General features: G+C 68.4%; 15 protein-coding genes. 8 read left to right on the top strand and 7 right to left on the bottom strand.

What is annotated here, in order from left to right:
• Positions 1-209 precede the first annotated feature (209 nt).
• The 5 genes from AB0H42_RS15815 to AB0H42_RS15795 all read left to right on the top strand — a co-directional run bounded on the left by AB0H42_RS15815 (position 210) and on the right by AB0H42_RS15795 (position 3,564).
• Positions 210-671 (top strand): VOC family protein, encoded by a 462-nt coding sequence (locus tag AB0H42_RS15815; protein ID WP_357055836.1) that lies wholly within the window; start codon positions 210-212, stop codon positions 669-671.
• A gap of 280 nt (positions 672-951) precedes the next feature.
• Positions 952-2,325 (top strand): glucose-6-phosphate dehydrogenase, encoded by a 1,374-nt coding sequence (locus AB0H42_RS15810; protein WP_357055833.1) that lies wholly within the window; start codon positions 952-954, stop codon positions 2,323-2,325.
• Positions 2,322-2,885, top strand: coding sequence for a gluconokinase (locus tag AB0H42_RS15805; protein ID WP_357055830.1), 564 nt, complete (start codon positions 2,322-2,324; stop codon positions 2,883-2,885). Before AB0H42_RS15810 ends, AB0H42_RS15805 begins: the two co-directional genes overlap by 4 nt.
• A 124-nt stretch (positions 2,886-3,009) precedes the next feature.
• Positions 3,010-3,300, top strand: coding sequence for a hypothetical protein (locus AB0H42_RS15800; RefSeq protein ID WP_030519812.1), 291 nt, complete (start codon positions 3,010-3,012; stop codon positions 3,298-3,300).
• Positions 3,301-3,309: 9 nt separating this feature from the next.
• Entirely contained in the window at positions 3,310-3,564 is a 255-nt protein-coding gene (locus AB0H42_RS15795; RefSeq protein WP_357055827.1) for a hypothetical protein, read from the top strand.
• A 172-nt stretch (positions 3,565-3,736) separates the two neighbouring features.
• Here the strand turns inward: AB0H42_RS15795 and AB0H42_RS15790 are convergent, their stop codons facing one another.
• Positions 3,737-4,891: a lipase family protein gene (locus AB0H42_RS15790; RefSeq protein WP_357056034.1), complete on the bottom strand. Its 1,155-nt coding sequence runs from the start codon at positions 4,889-4,891 to the stop codon at positions 3,737-3,739.
• Between the two features lie 570 nt (positions 4,892-5,461).
• Entirely contained in the window at positions 5,462-6,952 is a 1,491-nt protein-coding gene (locus AB0H42_RS15785) for an NAD(P)/FAD-dependent oxidoreductase (protein WP_357055824.1), read from the bottom strand.
• A 40-nt stretch (positions 6,953-6,992) separates the two neighbouring features.
• Between AB0H42_RS15785 and AB0H42_RS15780 the strand changes: the two genes are divergently transcribed.
• On the top strand, positions 6,993-7,658 hold the full coding sequence (locus AB0H42_RS15780) for a TetR/AcrR family transcriptional regulator (protein ID WP_357055821.1): 666 nt from the start codon (positions 6,993-6,995) through the stop codon (positions 7,656-7,658).
• Positions 7,659-7,731: 73 nt separating this feature from the next.
• On the top strand, positions 7,732-8,898 hold the full coding sequence (locus tag AB0H42_RS15775) for an alpha/beta hydrolase (protein ID WP_357055818.1): 1,167 nt from the start codon (positions 7,732-7,734) through the stop codon (positions 8,896-8,898).
• Between the two features lie 45 nt (positions 8,899-8,943).
• Here the strand turns inward: AB0H42_RS15775 and AB0H42_RS15770 are convergent, their stop codons facing one another.
• The gene (locus tag AB0H42_RS15770; RefSeq protein WP_357055815.1) at positions 8,944-9,516 is read right to left on the bottom strand and encodes a TetR family transcriptional regulator; all 573 of its coding nucleotides are present in this window, start codon (positions 9,514-9,516) and stop codon (positions 8,944-8,946) included.
• 95 nt (positions 9,517-9,611) lie between these two features.
• Between AB0H42_RS15770 and AB0H42_RS15765 the strand changes: the two genes are divergently transcribed.
• Positions 9,612-10,757: an NAD(P)/FAD-dependent oxidoreductase gene (locus AB0H42_RS15765; RefSeq protein WP_357055812.1), complete on the top strand. Its 1,146-nt coding sequence runs from the start codon at positions 9,612-9,614 to the stop codon at positions 10,755-10,757.
• 143 nt (positions 10,758-10,900) lie between these two features.
• On the opposite strand, the gene AB0H42_RS15760 is transcribed toward AB0H42_RS15765, so the two are convergent.
• The 4 genes from AB0H42_RS15760 to AB0H42_RS15745 all read right to left on the bottom strand — a co-directional run bounded on the left by AB0H42_RS15760 (position 10,901) and on the right by AB0H42_RS15745 (position 17,717).
• Positions 10,901-11,650: an SDR family oxidoreductase gene (locus AB0H42_RS15760; RefSeq protein ID WP_357055809.1), complete on the bottom strand. Its 750-nt coding sequence runs from the start codon at positions 11,648-11,650 to the stop codon at positions 10,901-10,903.
• 124 nt (positions 11,651-11,774) lie between these two features.
• Entirely contained in the window at positions 11,775-14,498 is a 2,724-nt protein-coding gene (locus tag AB0H42_RS15755; RefSeq protein WP_357055806.1) for an AAA family ATPase, read from the bottom strand.
• 81 nt (positions 14,499-14,579) lie between these two features.
• Entirely contained in the window at positions 14,580-16,037 is a 1,458-nt protein-coding gene (locus tag AB0H42_RS15750) for an ATP-binding protein (protein ID WP_357055803.1), read from the bottom strand.
• Between the two features lie 12 nt (positions 16,038-16,049).
• Positions 16,050-17,717 carry an FAD-dependent oxidoreductase gene (locus AB0H42_RS15745; protein WP_357055800.1) on the bottom strand — a complete coding sequence of 556 codons (1,668 nt, stop codon included), beginning with the start codon at positions 17,715-17,717 and terminating at the stop codon, positions 16,050-16,052.
• Positions 17,718-17,725 lie beyond the last annotated feature (8 nt).

Genomic DNA, 17,725 nt, shown 5'->3' with positions numbered 1-17,725 from the left:
GACCGGATGCGGCGGCGCGCTCGAGACCGAACCCAAGGTGTGGGTGCGGTAGCCCCGGCAGAGGCACGCCGTTCCGGCCGGGCCCGGACCGGAAGAATCTGTCACGTCCCGCGCCCGGCCCGCACGGTATTGCGGACCGATTCTGTCCGCCCGCCCTGCCAGACTGGCCCCATGATGCACACTCATATCTCTGCGGACGGAGCAGTTCGATGAGCCGCGGTATCCAGATCACTTTCGATGCCCAAGACCCGCGGGCGCTGTCGTCCTTCTGGCGCGAGACCCTGGGCTATATCCATCCCGGTCCGCCGGGAGTCGAGCTACCGGCGGGAGCCGATCCGCTCGCCGCGTGGGACGACTTTCTCGCCGGGCTCGGCATCCCGGAGCAGCAGCGCAATTCGAGGTCGGCGCTCGAGGACCCGGACGGTAACGGTCCACGATTGTTCTTCCAAGAGGTTCCCGAGGACAAGGTCGCCAAGAACCGCGTCCATCTCGATGTCCGGGTGGCGCCGGAGCTGCAGGGAGAGGAACGGATGGCCGCGCTCGAGGCCGAATGCGATCGGCTCGTGGCGCTGGGCGGAACCCGGATCCGTCGCCACGAGCCCGCTCCTCCGTTGGAGACCGGCTTCATCGTGATGGCCGACCCCGAAGGGAACGAGTTCTGCCTGGACTGACCCGGACCGCCGGCCGGGTGCTCATGGGTAGGGACCGTCGGCGGGGCGTCGGGGCCGCATGCGTCCCGCCTCCCGGCCGTGATCCCATACGGCCCCTGGACCTCCTGTTACGTTGACACCGCTATCCGTCGGCAAGCCGTACCGATCATCCGAGCACGCGGGAAGGCAAAAGGATGCAGGTCTCGATGATTCACCGGCGATGCCCGGCCCGGCCGAAGCACTCGCGGCGGGACGGTACCCCCGCTGTTCGTGGTGACCGGAGTCGCGCGGAGGTGGCCCGGTGATCGACCGGCTGGTGATCTTCGGCGGCACCGGCGACCTGGCCGGCCGCTACCTGTTGCCGGCGCTGGCCGCGCTGCGCGTGGCCGGCGGTATCGACGACGATTTCGATCTGGTCTGTGTCGATCGGAAGGAGTGGGACGCCCGGCGATTCGGTGACTGGGCCCGCGACCAGCTCGATCGGCACGCCGGCGAGACCCCGCCGGAGGCGCGGCAGGCGATCGTCGCCGCGGCCCGCCACCGCCGCGCCGATATCCGCAATGCCGTCGATGTCGCGCAGGCGGTGCACGGCGATGCACCGGTCGCCGTGTATCTGGCCCTGGCACCGGCCCTGTTCCCGGCCGCCATCCAGACCCTGCACACCGCGAAGCTGCCCGCCGGTAGCCGGATCGTGCTGGAGAAACCCTTCGGCGAGGATCTGGCGAGCGCGCGGGAACTGAACCGGTTACTCGCGGATCTGCTGCCCGAGCAGGCGATCTTCCGGGTGGATCACTTCCTGGCGATGACCACGGTGCAGAACCTGCTGGGAAGCCGGCTGTCCAACCGCGTCCTGGAGTCGATCTGGAACAGCGCGCATATCGCGAAGGTCGAGATCGTCTGGGACGAAACACTGACCCTCGAGGATCGTGCCGGATACTACGACGGGGTGGGCGCGCTCAAGGATATGGTGCAAAACCATCTCCTGCAGTTGCTGTGCCTGGTGGCGATGGAACCCCCGATCAGTCTCTCCGAACGTGACCTGCGCGATCGGAAGGTCGATGTGCTGCGGTCGGTGCGTCCCCTTGCCGATGCCGATATCCCGGTGCGCACCAGGCGGGGACGATACTGCGCGGGGACCGTCGGGCAGCGGGCGGTGCCGTCCTATGTCGACGAAGCCGGGGTGGAGCCGCAGCGGCGGATCGAAACCTTCGCCGAGATCGAATTGGCCATCGACAACTGGCGATGGTCGGGTACCTCGTTCGTGTTGCGCAGCGGGAAGGCGCTCGCGCAGGACCGCAAGGAAGTGGCCGTCCATTTTCGTCCCGTACCCGCCATGCCGTTCGGCCACGACGGCACGACGGCGCCCAATGTCCTGCGCTTCGGCCTGGACCCCGAAAGCCTCACCCTCGCGTTGAACGCGGTCGGGACCAGCGTCGACACTCTCGCACCGCTCACCCTCACCGCGCGGATCGAGCCACCGGAACTGCCCGCCTACGGCATACTCCTGCGGAACGTCCTGCGGGGTGATCCCGCGCTGTCCCTTCGCGCCGACGAGGCGGAAGAGGCATGGCGGGTGCTGGAACCGGTACTGTCCGGGTGGGCGCGCGACCTCGTCCCGCTGGCGGAGTACCCGGCGGGCTCGCTCGGACCGCCCGGGATCGACAGGAATCGATGACGGTCGTGGAATCGACGCAACACCCCGTTTCCCGCGCCCCGTGCGTCGTGGTGATGGGGGTTTCGGGGACCGGAAAGACCACCACGGCCCGGCTGCTGGCCCTGCGACTCGGGGTGCCCTTCGCCGACGCGGACGATCTGCACCCCCGGGCCAATATCGACAAGATGGCGTCCGGGCTCCCGCTCGACGACAGCGACCGGGAGCCGTGGCTCGCCGGGGTCGGCGAGTGGCTGCGGGCACGCGCCGCCGAGGGGACCGGCGGCGTAATGGCCTGTTCGGCGCTCAAACGCCACTATCGCGACCTACTGAGGGCAGGGGCGCCCGGTACCTACTTCCTGCTTCTGACCGCCGACCGTGCGGAACTACTGGCACGGATAACGGGCCGGACCGGACATTTCATGCCGGCCGCACTGCTGGATTCCCAACTCGCCGCCCTCGAACCCTTGCAACCCGGAGAACAAGGCGTCGCCCTGCACGGCAGCCGCAATGCCCGGCACGCGGTGGAGGTGGCGATGCGGTCGCTTCGGGAGCACGCCGCGGAGCACCGCCCCGATCGATGAGCCGCGTTTTCCACCCGTGACAGCCGCCGCCCGGGTGGGTGATAATGGCCACGAACCGGTTCGACCTCGAAGTTCCGCCCGGGTGATGTGACGGCATTTTCGCCGATCTTTCCAGGGAGGCCTGATGGTCCAGGTTGTGCCACTGAACTGGCTCGGTTCATTCTGTAATTTCGGTGGTCCGCTGGCACCGGGGGAAACCGACCACTGGTGGACGGCCGGCGGCGATTGGGGCCGGGAGAACCGGCTCTACCTCTTCACCGCCTATTGCGACGGCGGCGCCGAGATCGCGGTCCGCAACATCACGCATTATCGCGGCGGTCACGACGAAACCCATTTCGAAATACACAACGACGGCGCGGGAGAACCGGTCTACTACTACTTCTACATAGCCTGGTCCGAGCCGATACCCGTCTGAGGGGGACCCGTGCGCGTGCAGATCGAATACGACCAGGACGGCCGGATCACCGCGGTATCGGGGGTCGTTACCGTCGTGCACCCCGACGGCGATCTCGGCCGTTCGGCGCGGTTCGTGCGGCCCGGGCACTTCATTCTCGATCTCGACACCGAGGTGATGGCCGATCGGATGGATCTGGCCGGATTACGCCGGCTCGCGACGCGGTACTCGATCGCCGGCCACCCCGATCATCCGCGGCTGGTGGAACGCGAAACCGACGGCTGAACCGGCGGTATCCCCACCGCCGGCGCCCCGGACACCGGTGCGGCCCGTCCGGTGAAGTGCACCGGACGGGCCGCATATCACCGGCGTGGCCGCATATCACCGGCGTGGCCGCATATCACCGGCGTGGCCGCTGATCACCGGCGTGGCCGCTGATCACCGGCGTGGCCGCTGATCAGCAGCCCTTGGCCAGTGGTTCACCGCGGAACCTGGCCTCCACGAAATTCCAGGCGTCGGCGAACCCCGCGGCGGCGGCGGTCATATGTTCGGCGATGTCGTAGGTGGTCAGTTTCACCGGCGCGCCCGCGCGGCAGTAGCGGTCGGCGAACTCGGCGACCCCGTCGTACGGGGTGAGCTCGTCGTAGCGGCCGTGCCACAGATAGGTCGGCGTGGTCGGCACCCCGTCGAAGTAGCGCAGGCTGTTCTCCCGCAGGACCTGGTGCGCTTCGGGGCTGTCCATCAGACTCTTCGACGCGGCCATCTGCTCCGCACTGCGGAAAGCGCCGTGGAACAGCAGGAACCGCCGGCAGGCGTCATGGGTGAACTCCCGGAACCACAGCCCGTTCTCGTTGAGCTGCTCCGAGATCGGCAGCCGGTCCGGGTACTCCCGTTCCAGACCCATTGCCGCGGCGAAGGCCAGGCCGAAACCCGGATGCGGGGCGAAACCGAGGCCCAGCGCCATCTGCTCCAGATCGGCCGGGATACCGCCCGCGGCGATGCCGGCGATCTTCAGCTCGGGTGCGTAGGAGGGTTGCAGTGCCGCGGCCCATCCGGTGGCCAGACCGCCCCCGGAGTAACCGGCCAGGGCGACGGGGGAGTCCGCGAGGCCGAGTTCGGCGGCCCGCTGGACGGCGCGGACGCTGTCGAGGGTGACCATTCCGCTGAGCCGCCCGGCGGCATAGGCGACATTCGGTCCGAGGTAATCGGGCACCGAGATGGCCCAGCCGCGCCCGATCGGCAGCATCGCGCCGACGGCGTCCTGTAGTTCACCGTTGAACAGCGACCGCGACGGATTGCATCGGGTGCCCAGCGAATTGATCAGCGCTTGATAGGAGACCAGTGGCGGATTCTTCACGCCGGCGGGCAGCAGCACCGTGGTCACACCCATGATCGGGTTGCCGAGGGAGTTGGTGGACCGGAAGGCTACCTGCCAGCCTTCGGTGCCCACGTACATACCGGTATCGATCTTGCGGGTGCGTACCACCTCGCCGGGCTGCAGTTCGGCGAGTTCGGGGGGTGCGGTGTAGAAGGGGTCCGGATCCGGTTGCGGGTACAGCGGTTCGGCGCTGGCGCCACCGCCGAGAATCCCGACCGAGACGAGGGTCAACAGCAGGACCAGGATGCGGGTGGAAACTCTGGACACGTTCTTCTTTCGGACAGCTGGAATCGACCGGCGCCCGGCCCGGCATTCGTGATGCCGCGACGGCCGTCGCCGTGGAGGGTGCGCGGTGGGGCAGCGAACGACATCGGTCGCTGTCACAGGTGAACCGCGGCGACGGCCCGCGAACGGCGGGTTATCGCTCGAAACGAACTGTCTGCGATGGCTTGTGGCCGCGCCCGGAGTTCGGCCCGACGAGCAACGATACGACGCTAGCGGGTGAAGCGGATGATCGTGTCCGAAGGGCCGAGAAAACTGCGCGAATTCATAATCATCGGCCGGTACGGCTGGACCGATCACAGGACTCGGGATCTTGCTTTCGGCCTCCGATGCCTGGATGCCCTGCCGAGTTCGGCGGACGGCGCGCGCGGTCCGATCGGGTGGTCCACAGGATGCCGGCAACGCGGTGGCCACGGGCCGGTGCGCTGAAGGTGCACGAGGCAGATGATCGAACCGCCCGGTCGCCGGTTTCCCCTGCCGTGATCCGGGGCGCGGCCGACGGGACGCGGTGGGGTAGTCGGATCAGCCGGCCCGGCCGTACAGATAGTCCCCGAGTGGGAACCGCACCGCCTCGCGATGCGCGTTGACCGTGCTGGTCGGGCGGAGCAGCGCCGCCTCGCCGTGCTGGTTGAAGTAGTAGCTGCGGGCAGTGGCGCAGTCGCCACCGTAGAACACCGAGGAGCCGAGCTTGCCGGTGACCCGGTCGAGGAATTCGGTGTTGGCGCGGGCACTGACCTCGAAGGTGGTCTCACCGCGGCGGGCCAGTTCCCCGAAGAGCCTGGCCATATGTTTCATCTGTGCCTCGATGGTGGTGAAGTAGGACAGGCCGCTGTAGGAGTAGGGGCTGTTGAGGCTGAGGAAATTCGGGAAATTCGGCACGGTGATGCCCTCGTAGGCCTGGAACCGGTTGTCCCGCCAGAATTTACCGAGGTTCACTCCGCCGCGGCCGATGATCTCGATCGCCGGGAAGTTCACATCCCAGAGGTTGAATCCGGTGGCCAGCACCAGGGTGTCGATCTCGGTCTTCGTCCCCGCGGCGGTGACGATCCCGTCGGGTTCGATCCGTTCGATACCGCCGGTCTCCAACCGGACGTGTGGTTCGTTGAAGGTCGCGAAGTAGCGGTTGGAGAAGGTCGGGCGTTTACAGCCGAAATCGTAGTCGGGGGTGAGCTGCTCCCGCGTCCGCTTGTCGCGGACCTGAGCGCGCAGGTGCGCCTTGGCCAGCAGGGCCGCCGCCTTGTTCAGGGGTTTGGCCTGCTTGTAGTGCAGGACACCGATCACCATGAGCGCTTCCAGCGCGGTGGTGTTGGCCAGCCGCGCGGCCTTCTGGGTGAGCGGGACCCGGGCGAACAGGCGCTGCACCGCGGGCGGGATCGGCATATCGACCTTGGGCACCACCCAGATCGGGGTGCGCTGGAACACGGTGAGTTCGCGGGCCCGGGCCGCGACCTCGGGGACGAGTTGCACGCTGGTGGCGCCGGTGCCGACGATCGCGACCCGGCGGTCGGTGAGGTCGTAGGTATCGTCCCAGGCCGTGGTGTGGATGATCTTGCCGGTAAAGGTACCGATACCGGGGAACGGTGGGGTGTAGGGCTGGGAGAGGAAACCGGTCGCGGTGAGCAGATAGCGCGCGGTCAGTGTTTCGCCGCCGGCGACGGTGACCACCCAGTACTGGTGCTCGGCGTCCCAGCGGGCGCTGTCGACGGAGGTGCCGAAACGCATCCGCTCGCGTAGGCCGTACTTGTCGGCGACGTGCTCGGCGTACTTCTTCAGCTCCGCGCCCGGTGCGAACAGGCGCGACCAGTTCGGGTTCGGTTCGAAGGAATAGGAGTAGGTCACCGAGGCGATATCGACGGCCAGGCCGGGATAGCGGTTGACGTGCCAGGTGCCCCCGAGATCGGATTCGCGTTCGAGGATCACGTAGTCGTGCAGACCGAGGCGGTCGAGCTGGATACCCGCCCCCATGCCGCCGAATCCCGCACCGACCACGACCGCGTCGTATCGAGGTGCCACGCCGAACCTCCTGCTGTTCCGCTGAACGATTCATCACAGAATGACACATCATTCCGATTGTGATGACAGTATCATCGGTGGCGTGACGAAGCCATCGACGCGGGCCGAACGCCGTAAGGCCGAGCTGCGCCAGGAGATCATCGATACCGCCTTCGTCTGTTTCGCCGAGAAGGGCTATCACGCGACCGGGATCGCCGATATCGCGACCCAGCTGGGCATCGGCCACGGCACCTTCTACCGCTACTTCAGCAACAAGCGCGACATCATCGACCATGTGATCGACGATCTGGCGGCCCGGATCATCGATGCGCTGGGGACCGACAACGCACCCGATGCCGCGACCTCCCTGGACCAATATCGGGAGCAGGTCGACCGGATCGGTGTCGCGCTCAGCCGCATCCTCCTCGAGGATCGGCGCGTGGCCCGGCTGTTGCTGTTCCACGCGACCGGTATCGACGACGAACTCACCAGGCGTCTCTACGGGCTGCTCGACACCGCCGACACGCTGACCGCCGGATATCTGGAGCACGGCGTCGAACTGGGTTATCTGCGCGCGGACCTCGACACGATCAACACCGCCCGGGCGGTGACGGGGATGCTGCTCGCCGGGGTGGCACACGGGCTGCGCGATCCGGACGAGGCGGCCATCGCCGCGTTGAACAAGGCGATCCGGCGGCTGCTGGTCGACGGGGTCCGCAAGGACTGATACCGCGCCGCTGCGGTGATTCTCACCGCCGCGCTACCCGGAGTACCGGCGCGGGTGCACATACAGTGGAGAGATGTCGCCGTTGGACGAATGGCATCCGTCCACCGTCGCGGACTGGAGTGACGAACGTCGCCGGGCCGGATTGCGCGAGACGCGTCCGGGCCACGGAGGGAAGACGTTACGCCGCACCAGACTGGCGTTGTTTCGGGTAGCCGCACTGCTGATGATCGTCGGGGTCGCGTTCGCGCAGTACTGGGAGCACGATGTCGAGCCGGAGCGCGTACGCCTCGCGCTGACCGAGCCCGCGCTGTTACCGATCGCCGAACCCGCGGACCCCGGTAAGCGCGATACCGCCGTCGTGGACCTGGTGGGTCTGGGCAATCTCAATGCCGGCGATACGGCCGCGGCGTTGCCGGCGCTGCGCGAGATGGGCGCGGTCTGGGCGATCCGCTACGACAATCGAGGTATCGACACCGAGGTGATCGCCGACCTGATCATCCGGGCCGCGACCATGGCGGGAGTGCGCGATATCGTGCTCACCGGGCACAGCATGGGCGGGGTGATCGCACTCGAGGTCGCCGAGCACATCCATATCGGCAGCGACCGCCGATTGGTGGGTGTGCTGCTGGACTGCACACCGCTGGACCTCGACGCGGTCCGTCCGGAGAGTCGCGGCCTGGGTGAGGACATGGTGCGCTGGATGGGCTGGCTCCCCGGTGCCCGGGAGAGCCGGGGATTGCGCACCGCAGTGGAAACCTATGCGCGCCGGGAGGGTTTCCTCGACCACAGCGGTGTCCCAGGTATCCGGTTCGCGGATTTCCGGAGAACGGTGGGACAGGTGTTGCACGACAAGATATTCAATGCCGACGCCGCCAGCAACGGCTTGATCGAGGCCCAGTTCCTGGCGATCGTGGCCGGTGGCGCGACCGACGATCTGCGGGCGGTGTCCGAGCCGGCGCACGGCAAACCACGGCCGGCCATCGTTTTCATCCGCCCGCACGATGGGAGCCGGGACCGGGTGGTGGATGTCGCGCGCACCCAGCAGGTCCTGATCGACAAGGTTGGGGGCGTGAACGGGAATCTGCTCGTCGTGAAACCGCGGGGCACCGGCCACGCGAATCCGCGGCAGTGTCCCGCCGAATACAACAAGGTGATCGCGCAGCAGGTGCTGCCGTTCGTGGAGCGGTACCAGGCGCGGATCAGCAGTGTCGCCGGCGCGGTGCCGGCCTGGCATCGGTAACGGCCCGCTCCGGTACCGGCCACTCGTCCGGAGCGCGACCGGCGATCACCGGGCCGGCCCGATTTCCGGAACCGGCCCGGTCAGATAGCGCTGGATAGTCGGCCCCAGCCAGGCGATGACCTCCGGTCCGGTCATGGCGGCCACCGGCGGAAAGGCGAGGACGAAACGGCACAGCGCCATACCCAGGATCTGGGAGGCCGCCAGACCGGCGCGCATGGGCGCTTCCCGGGGGTCGTCGTCGGCTTTTGCGAGCACCGGACCCAGCTGTGTCGCGAAGATCGATCGCATGCGGTCGGCCGCCGCCGGATTGGTGACCCCGGCCCGTAGCAGGATGAGCAGGGTTTCGTCGCGCTCCCAGCGATCCAGGAAGTGCGCCACCAGGGCCGGACCGATCCGGTCGCGTGGCACCTCCGTCAGATGCGGTAACTCCAGATCGAATTCGGCGGCTGCCGCGAACAGGCGTTCCTTGTTGCCGTAGTACCGCATCACCATGGCCGGGTCGATTCCGGCGTCGGCGGCGATCGCTCGGATCGTCGCCCGGTCGTACCCGTCGGCGGCGAAGCGCTCCCGGGCTGCGGTGAGGATGACCGCCTTCGTTTCTTCCGAGGTCCTTCTCATGTCAACAAGTGTAGGCCAACAACTGTTGACAATGTGCGCGGCTCGGCATAATCTTGATGCCAACAAGTGTTGACCTCCGGAGGGCAGGTAGAACGATGACCACCGAAATCGCAGATGTCCTGATCGTCGGCGCGGGCCCGGTCGGTCTCACCGCCGCCGTCGTACTGACCCGGCTCGGCCACGAGGTCGTGATCGTCGACAGCCAGGCCGAAGGTGCGAACACCTCCCGGGCGGCGGTGGTCCACCCGCACACCCTCGAGTTGCTGGAGCCCTACGGGGTGACGCGGCCGTTGGTCGGTCGCGGTCTGCACACTCCCGACTTCACCATCCGGGATCGGGATCAGGTGCTGATCGCCGTCCCCTTCGGCCGGCTCCCCACCGCCTACCCCTACACGCTGATGATCTCGCAGGCCGATACCGAGAAATTCATTCTGCAACGGCTCACCGAACTCGGCGTATCGGTGCGGCGCCCCGTCGAGGTGACCACGGTGGTCCAGGACGCCGATCTGGTGACGGTCACCCTCGCCGACGGAGAGCAGATCCGCGCCCGGTACCTGATCGGCGCCGACGGTCTGCACAGCACGGTGCGCGAACAGGTCGGTATCGGGTTCACCGGCGGCAGTTATGCCGAGTCGTTCACCCTGGCCGATGTGCGGGTCTCCGGTGGGGTCCCGAAGGACGAGGTGATCCTGTACTTCTCCCCGGCCGGGCTCGTCGTCGTGGCACCGCTGCCGGACGATATGTACCGGATCGTGGCCACCGTGGACGAGGCACCGCACGAGCCCGACGTCGCCTTCCTGCAACAGCTGCTGGACGAACGTGGTCCGAAAGCGCAACCGGCGGTGGTGGAGGAAGTGGTCTGGGGCTCACGTTTCCGCGTGCACCACCGGATCGCCGATCGTTTCCGGGACGGTCGCATCCTGCTGGCGGGCGACGCCGCCCATGTGCACTCGCCGGCGGGTGGACAGGGCATGAACCTGGGGATCGAGGACGCGGTCACTGCCGCGACGACCCTGTCCCGGGTGCTGCGCGGTGAATCACCGGACCTGCTCGACGAGCACGCGGCGGCCCAGCGGCGCGCTACGGAGTCGGTGGTCGCGATCGCCGGCCGGCTCACCTCGCTGGCGACGCTGCCGACCGCGGTGCGCCCGATCCGCAATATCGCCATGCGGCTCGCGGGCCGGACGGCACAGGTGCGCAACAAGCTGGCCTGGCGGTTGTCCGGTCTCGACCGTCGCTGATCGAGGGGCCCGCTCGAACAAGCGAACGTCGCCGCGCACGGCATCACCGCCCGGCCGATTATCTACCGCCGGTCGCATCGCGGTCCTCTCGCAGACAGAACAGTGCCGGTCCACTGCCTCGGCAGTGGACCGGCACAACCGGATCAGGCGCCGCTGGCGCCGCAGGAGATATTGATCTGGGTACCGGTGATCGAGCGGGCCCGGTCGGAGGCCATGAAGGCGGCGACATCGCCGATATCGGAAAGAGTCGCCGCCCGACCGAGCATGGTGGCGTCGATGATGCCCTGCCGGGCCGGTTCGGTCGCCGGAATATCGGGGAAGGTCTCCGGGATACCGCCGGTCAGCAGCGTGAGCACCCGGATACCGTGTGGCGCCAGTTCGCAGGCCCACTGGCGCCGCAGCCCCTCCAGAGCGTCGAAGCTGATCTGGACATTACCCAGCCCCGGGGCTTTGTTCGCGTGGTCCGACCCACCGAAGAAGAGGATCACGCCCGACTCCTGGCCGATCATATGGCGGGCCGCGGCCTTGGTCGTGATCAACTGGGACGTCAGGAATTCGGCCATGGTGCCGGCGAATTCGGGTACCGAGATATCGATGAGGGGACCGAAAACGCCGTTCAGGGTGATGACATTGACCGAGATATCGATACCGCCGTTCTCGCGCACCACCGAGTCGGCGTGGTCGTCGACCGCCGCCGCGTCGAGCGCGTCCACGACCGCGGTTTCGGCGCGGCCGCCGTCGGCACGGATCTTCTCGGCGGTGGCGTCGAGTGTGGCGGCGGTCCGGCCCACCAGATGGCAGTGGGCCCCCGCGGCCGCGAACCCGGCGGCCAATGCCGAACCGATGGCGCCCCCGGCGCCGTAGATGACGGCGGTTCTGTTCTCCAGCAGCATGATCGTCTCCTGTCGTGCGTGATCTGACAGGGAGAAAAGCTAGTGCGACGGTCGCGCCGGCCGCATCGGTCGGATGACCGGTGTCCCGGGCCGGCGGGGTACCGCCGAATCGGTCGCCGACTGCCTAGAGCTCGAGCTGGGCGAGCTCGATCCGGCGGGTGACCCCGAGTTTCGGGTAGGCCTTGTAGAGGTGGTGACCGATGGTGCGGGGGCTGAGGAACAACTGCGCGCCGATCTCCTTGTTGCTGTAGCCGGCCGCCGCCAGCCGTACCACCTGTGTCTCCTGGGGGGTGAGGCTCGCGAGAGGGTCGCGCCGCCGGGACACGGCCGGTTCACCGAGGGCGGCGAGTTCGGCGCGGACCCGTTCCGCCCAGAGCCGAGCATCGAGTTGATCGAAAATCTCCACCGCGGCCACCAGTTCGGTGCGGGCCTCTGCCCGGCGCCGCCGCCGTCGCAACCACTCGCCGAACAGGAGCCGGGTGCGGGCGAGATCGTAGGCGCCGCCGTGGTCCCGATGCCGGCGGATCGCGGCAAGGTAGTGGGTTTCGGCGTCCCCGGTATCGGCCAGCAGTGCCAGGCACCGCTGGAGTAGGGCCTCCGAGACGGGGTTCACCACGGCGGCGGCCCACTCCCGGAGGGGGCCGAGATGGTCGTGTGCGCGGGCTTTCTCACCGGCGCGGACAGCCGCCTCGATATGGTCCGGGATCGCCCGGACGAGGAAATCGTGGGCAGCCGGACCGCCGCAGACCCCGTCGAGCAGGGGGAGGGCGATATCGAATCGCCCCGCGGCCAGCTCACCGCCGGCCAGCCCCCATGCGGTGAGCGCGGCATGGGTTCGGTGGCGGGCGGTGAGGCCGGGCAGAATCTCTTCGGCGAGAGTTCGGGCGCCGGTGAGGTCGCCACCGGCCGCCGCCAGCCACACCTCGATCGCCCGGAGCACAGCGATTTCGGTGGTCATCTCGAGTTCCGTGGCGATCGCCAGTCCTTCGGCCACCGAGGTCCGGGCTCCGTGGAACCGGCCGCGCATAACCTGCGCGAGGGCGGCCACTTCGGCGGCGTACGGGATCCACTGCAGTGATCCGGTGGCGCGGGCCCGGGCCAGCGCTCTGTCCATGAGGACCAGTACCGTGTCGTCGTCGGCGAGCATCAGGCCGCTGAACGCCGCGACGATCTCGTAGAGATAGTCGGTTTCCGCGTCGCGCGCCTGGCGCAGTTGCCGCGCCATCGCGGCGACGGCTATATCGTAACGGCCGCTGAGGAATTCGGCCCAGGCCGCCTGGGCGTCGAGATGAGGGAGCAGCACGGAATCGGCCGGTAGCGGCAGCGCACGCGATATGGCCGCGACGCGGCCGAGCAGTCCGGCGTCGGCCGCGTCCCGGCCGGCGCATACCGCTTCGGCCAGCATCGAGACCGCCCGCTCGGGATCCGCGCCCGCGACCAGAGCCGCGGCCTCCAGCGCGAGTTCGCCGTCTGCCGCCGGTGAGGTGCGCTCGTACTCCACCTGGGCCCGGATATGGATCGCGTCGGCGGCGATACCCCGGTCGCCGGTGAGCGCGGCGGCTTCGGCGGCCAGCCGGGTCGCCCGGTCCGGTTTTCCGGCGTCGTAGGCGGCGCGGGCGGCGGCCAGGAAACGTCGCGCCCGGTGCTCCCGGTTCGTGCTCAGCCGCCCGGCCCGGTCGTAGGCCGCGGCGACGGCCATGGCGCCACCCCGGTGGGCGGCGCGTCGCGCGGTCCGTTCGAGCTCGGCGGCCACCTGCTCGTCCGGATCGCTGGTACCCGCCGCCAGATGCCAGGCGCGGCGATCGGCGTCCGCGCTCGCCACCAGGGTGCGGGCGAAGGCGAGATGGACCGCGGTGCGCAGATGATGGGGTGCGTGCTGGTAGGCGGCCGCGCGGATCAGCGGATGCCGGAACCGGAGACGGTCGGTGGACAGGGCGATGAGATCGGCCCGTTCGGCCGGTTCGAAATCGGCCGCAGTGAGCCCGAATCCGGATCCGACGCGCAGGATCGTTTCCAGCCCGGCACCAGTGTCGGTGGCCGCGACGGTCAGCAGGGTGCGGGTATCGGCGGGCAATCCGGCGATCTGGGTGCGGAAGGTTTCCTGGACCCGGCGGGTCACCGGCAGCGGGCCCACCTCGTGGCCGGGTTCGGTCCGGCCGGTGCGTTCGGAGCTGTGCCGGGCCGAGGCGAGTTCCAGGAGCGCGAGTGGATTCCCCGCCGACTCCGCGAGTACGCGGTCCCGGCCGGGGACGGTGAGGCCGGGGGCGTGCCGGCCGAGCAGTTCCGCTGCCGCGGCGGGCAAGAGGCCCGCCAGCGGCCTGATATCGATACCCGGTGTGGGGAACGGCACGGCCGAATCGCGGACCGCCAGCAGTACCGCGAGGGGATCGGCGTGGAAGCGCCGCGCCGCGAACAGCAGCGCATCGGAGGAACTCTGATCCAGCCACTGGGCATCGTCGACGACCAGCAGGGTCGGTATTTCGGACGCGAGTTCGGCCAGCAGGGTCAGGGTCGCCGCGCCCACCAGGAACCGATTGGTATCGGTCTCCTCGATATGGCCGAGCGCAGCCCGTAGCGCCCGCGCCTGCGGCGGCGGGAGTCCCGGCAGACGATCCAGATGTGGATACAGCAGCAGGTGCAGACCGCTGAACGCCAGTTCGGCCTCGGATTCGATACCCACACCGCGGATCACCCGCATACCGTCGGCGGCGGACACGGCGTAGTCCAGCAACGCCGACTTACCGATCCCCGCCTCGCCGCGCAACACCAGGGCGCGGCTGCGGCCCTCGCGCGCGTCCGCGAGCAGACCGTCTATCTCGGTGCGCTCGTCGTCGCGCCCCACCAACATGGCGTCAGCGTAACGACCGGCGGCCGGACTCCGCGGCCGACGCCCGGATCCCGTTGCCGGTAGTGGGTGACGGCCGCCGGTTCATGCGCCTTCCGCGTCGGCGGTGTCCGCGGGTTCGTCCTCGGCGCGGGTGAGCGGAAGCCACACCGTGAAACGGGTATCGCCCGGCCGCGAATCGACCCGGATGTCCCCGCCGTGCTTGTCGACGACGATGCGGAACGAGATATCGAGGCCGAGCCCGGTGCCCTCGCCGACCGGTTTGGTGGTGAAGAACGGCTCGAAGATGCGGCCCTGCACCTCGTCCGGGATACCGGGCCCGGTATCGGCGACCACGACGACCGCGCAGTCGTTCTCGAGCCGGGTGCTCAGGGTCAGCGTCCCGCTGCCCGCCATCGCGTACACCGCGTTGTCGATCAGGTTCGTCCACACCTGGTTGAGTTCGGCGGCGTAACAGGGCACCTGGGGCAGAGTGCGGTCGTAGTCCTTGACCACCTCGATCGAGTCACCGATCTTGCGGCTGAGCATCACCAGTGTGCTGTCCAGCAGTTCGTGCAGGTCCACCACCTGGAACGGAGCACGGTCCATCTGGGAGTACTGTTTGGCCGCGTCCACCAGGGTCGAGATGCGCGTGGTGGAATCGGCGATCTCGTTCATCAGTAACTCGGTCTCGATGGTGTAGTTCAGCCAGCGGAACGCCCCTTCGAGTACCTGGGGCGAACAGCCCTCGAGGGTGGCGGCCACGCGTTCGAGCCAATCCGTGTCGAAGCCCGCCTGGACGTAGTTCGGCGCCAGTTCCCAGCCGTCGCGGATCCCGTGGTCCTCGAGCCATTCGCCGAGCAGATCTTCCCGGTCGGCCGCCTCGAGCGCCGAGAGTTCCGGTGCCTTGGCGACCTGGGCGGCCGCCTCCTCTTGCAGCCGGACCAGTGTTTCCAGGACCGCGGTATCGAACTTTCCCTGCGCCATCATGGCGAGTTTGTGCCGCATTCCCGCGATCCGGTCGCGCAGGCCCGAGGTCGCCCGGACCGCGGCCGCGGCCGGATTGTTCAGTTCGTGGGTCAGCCCCGCCGACAGCGAACCGAGGGCGAGCAGTCGCTCCCGCTGGGCGATCCGCGCGTTGGTGTTGCGGTTACCGAAGAACGCGCCCTCGAGCAGATGGACCGCCATCGGGAACCAGCTGTGCATCATCCGGGCGAAGATTTGCGCGTCCAGCACGTAGAAACGCGATGTACGGGTCACGTAGAGCGAGGTGGCGTAGTGGGTTTCGGCCCGCTCGCCCAGATACGCCGTCCACGCTCCCGCGTAGGAGCCGCGATGGTCGGTGTGCACCATCTCGATCTCCCGCCCCCCGGACAGTTTGGTGAGTCGCACCTCACCGTCCATGAGCACATAGAAGCAGGTCGCCGGATCGCCCTCCTGGTACACCGGCCCTGGTTCGACGGTTTCGATGCGGCCGTCGGCGCACAACCAGTCCAGCTGCTGATCGTCGAGTTTCTCGAACAGGAACAGCGACCGCAGTTCGGCGGGATCGCAGATACTCATTCTCGGTCTCCTCTAGGCCAGGTAGCGGTGCACGAGCATGACGGCCATGGCGCCCTCTCCGACGGCCGAGGCCACCCGCTTGGCGGATTCGGCGTGGACGTCCCCGGCCACGAAAACCCCCGGCACGCTGGTTTCCAGATGGTGCGGCGGTCGCGGCAGCTCCCAGCCCTTCGGCCGGTCACCGTCGATCAGCAGATCCGGGCCCGCCAGGACGTAACCCGCGGCGTCACGGTGCACCACGCCGCCGAGCCACTCGGTCTGCGGGGCGGCGCCGATGAACAGGAACAGCCGTTCGGCGGGAACTTTCTCCTCGGCGCCGGTCCGGTTGTCGCGCAGGACCAGGGTGTCCAGATGGTCGTCACCGTCCACCGCGACCACCTCGGTCTCGGTGTGCACCTGGATATTGGGCACTTGGGCGATCTGCTGGATCAGATAGTGCGACATGGACTTCTCCAGCGCGTCACCACGCACCACCAGGTGCACCGTGCGCGCGTTGCGGGACAGGAACATCGCCGCCTGCCCGGCCGAATTCGCGCCGCCGACGATATAGACGTCGTGGCCCGCGCATTCGGCGGCCTCGGTCATGGCCGACCCGTAGTAGACCCCGCGACCGGTGTACTCGTGCACACCGGTCGCCGGATGGCGCCGGTAGTCCACGCCGGTCGCGATGATCACGGTATGGGCGGACAGAGCGCCGCCGTCGGCGAACCGCACGGTCCGGGCCGACCCGTTCACCTCCAGTCCGGCGACCTCGCGGGTGGTGACCACCTCGGCGCCGAACTTCGCTGCCTGGCGGCGCGCCCGGTCGGCCAGCTGTGCCCCGGACAACCCATCCGGGAATCCCAGGTAGTTCTCGATGCGCGAGCTCTGGCCCGCCTGGCCGCCGGTGGCCGTGCGTTCGACCAGGACGGTGCGCAATCCTTCGGAGGCGCCGTACACCGCGGCGCCCAGGCCGGCCGGCCCGCCGCCGACGACGATGAGGTCGTAGAAGTCGCCGGCCGGTTCGGTGCTCAGCCCCACGCCGGCGGCCAATTCCCCGTCACTGGGCTGGACCAGCGCCTGCCCGCCCTCGGTGATCACCACCGGGCAGCGGAGAGGGTCGGCGCCGGCGGCCTCGAGCAGGCGCGTGCCCTCGGGCTCGTCGGCCAGGAACCAGCGGTAGGGCAGCTGGTTACGAGCTAAAAACTCCCTGACCTGCGACGATCGGGGTGACCACCGGTTACCGATGACCTTGGTCCCGTGTACCGGCCGGTGCTCGCTGCTGCGCCAGGCATCCAGCAGGCTGTCCAGCACCGGGTACAGCTTCTCCTCCGGCGGATCCCACGGTTTGAGCAGGTAGTGGTCGAGATCGACGACATTGATCGCATCGATGGCGGCATTGGTATCGGCGTAGGCGGTGAGCAGTACCCGGCGGGCATAGGGGTCGAGGTCCATCGCCTGTTCGAGGAACTCGATACCGTCCATACCCGGCATCCGGAAATCGGCGATGAGTATCGCGATGGGCTGCCCCCGCAGTTTCATCTCCCGCAGCACCTCGAGCGCCTGCGGGCCGGACTCGGCGCGCAGGATCCGGTACTCGGCGCCGTACCGGCGCCGCAGATCACGCACGACGGCCCGGGACACCCCGGGGTCGTCGTCGACGCTGAGTATGGCGGGCTTGCTGGTAGCGGGAGAGCTCACCCGACGAG

This window comes from Nocardia sp. NPDC050799 (assembly GCF_040654015.1).
In the GTDB taxonomy this organism is placed as follows: Bacteria; Actinomycetota; Actinomycetes; order Mycobacteriales; family Mycobacteriaceae; genus Nocardia.
Note: the sequence above shows the minus strand (reverse complement) of the source record. Positions and strands in the feature narration are given on the sequence as shown.

What these genes read in the sequence shown, in the direction of transcription:
- AB0H42_RS15780 (WP_357055821.1), top strand. Translation starts at nt 6,993, where the DNA reads ATGACACATCATTCCGATTGTGATGACAGTATCATCGGTGGCGTGACG.
- AB0H42_RS15750 (WP_357055803.1), bottom strand. Translation starts at nt 16,037, where the DNA reads ATGAGTATCTGCGATCCCGCCGAACTGCGGTCGCTGTTCCTGTTCGAG.
- AB0H42_RS15805 (WP_357055830.1), top strand. Translation starts at nt 2,322, where the DNA reads ATGACGGTCGTGGAATCGACGCAACACCCCGTTTCCCGCGCCCCGTGC.
- AB0H42_RS15800 (WP_030519812.1), top strand. Translation starts at nt 3,010, where the DNA reads ATGGTCCAGGTTGTGCCACTGAACTGGCTCGGTTCATTCTGTAATTTC.
- AB0H42_RS15765 (WP_357055812.1), top strand. Translation starts at nt 9,612, where the DNA reads ATGACCACCGAAATCGCAGATGTCCTGATCGTCGGCGCGGGCCCGGTC.
- AB0H42_RS15755 (WP_357055806.1), bottom strand. Translation starts at nt 14,498, where the DNA reads ATGTTGGTGGGGCGCGACGACGAGCGCACCGAGATAGACGGTCTGCTC.
- AB0H42_RS15760 (WP_357055809.1), bottom strand. Translation starts at nt 11,650, where the DNA reads ATGCTGCTGGAGAACAGAACCGCCGTCATCTACGGCGCCGGGGGCGCC.
- AB0H42_RS15775 (WP_357055818.1), top strand. Translation starts at nt 7,732, where the DNA reads ATGTCGCCGTTGGACGAATGGCATCCGTCCACCGTCGCGGACTGGAGT.
- AB0H42_RS15815 (WP_357055836.1), top strand. Translation starts at nt 210, where the DNA reads ATGAGCCGCGGTATCCAGATCACTTTCGATGCCCAAGACCCGCGGGCG.
- AB0H42_RS15770 (WP_357055815.1), bottom strand. Translation starts at nt 9,516, where the DNA reads ATGAGAAGGACCTCGGAAGAAACGAAGGCGGTCATCCTCACCGCAGCC.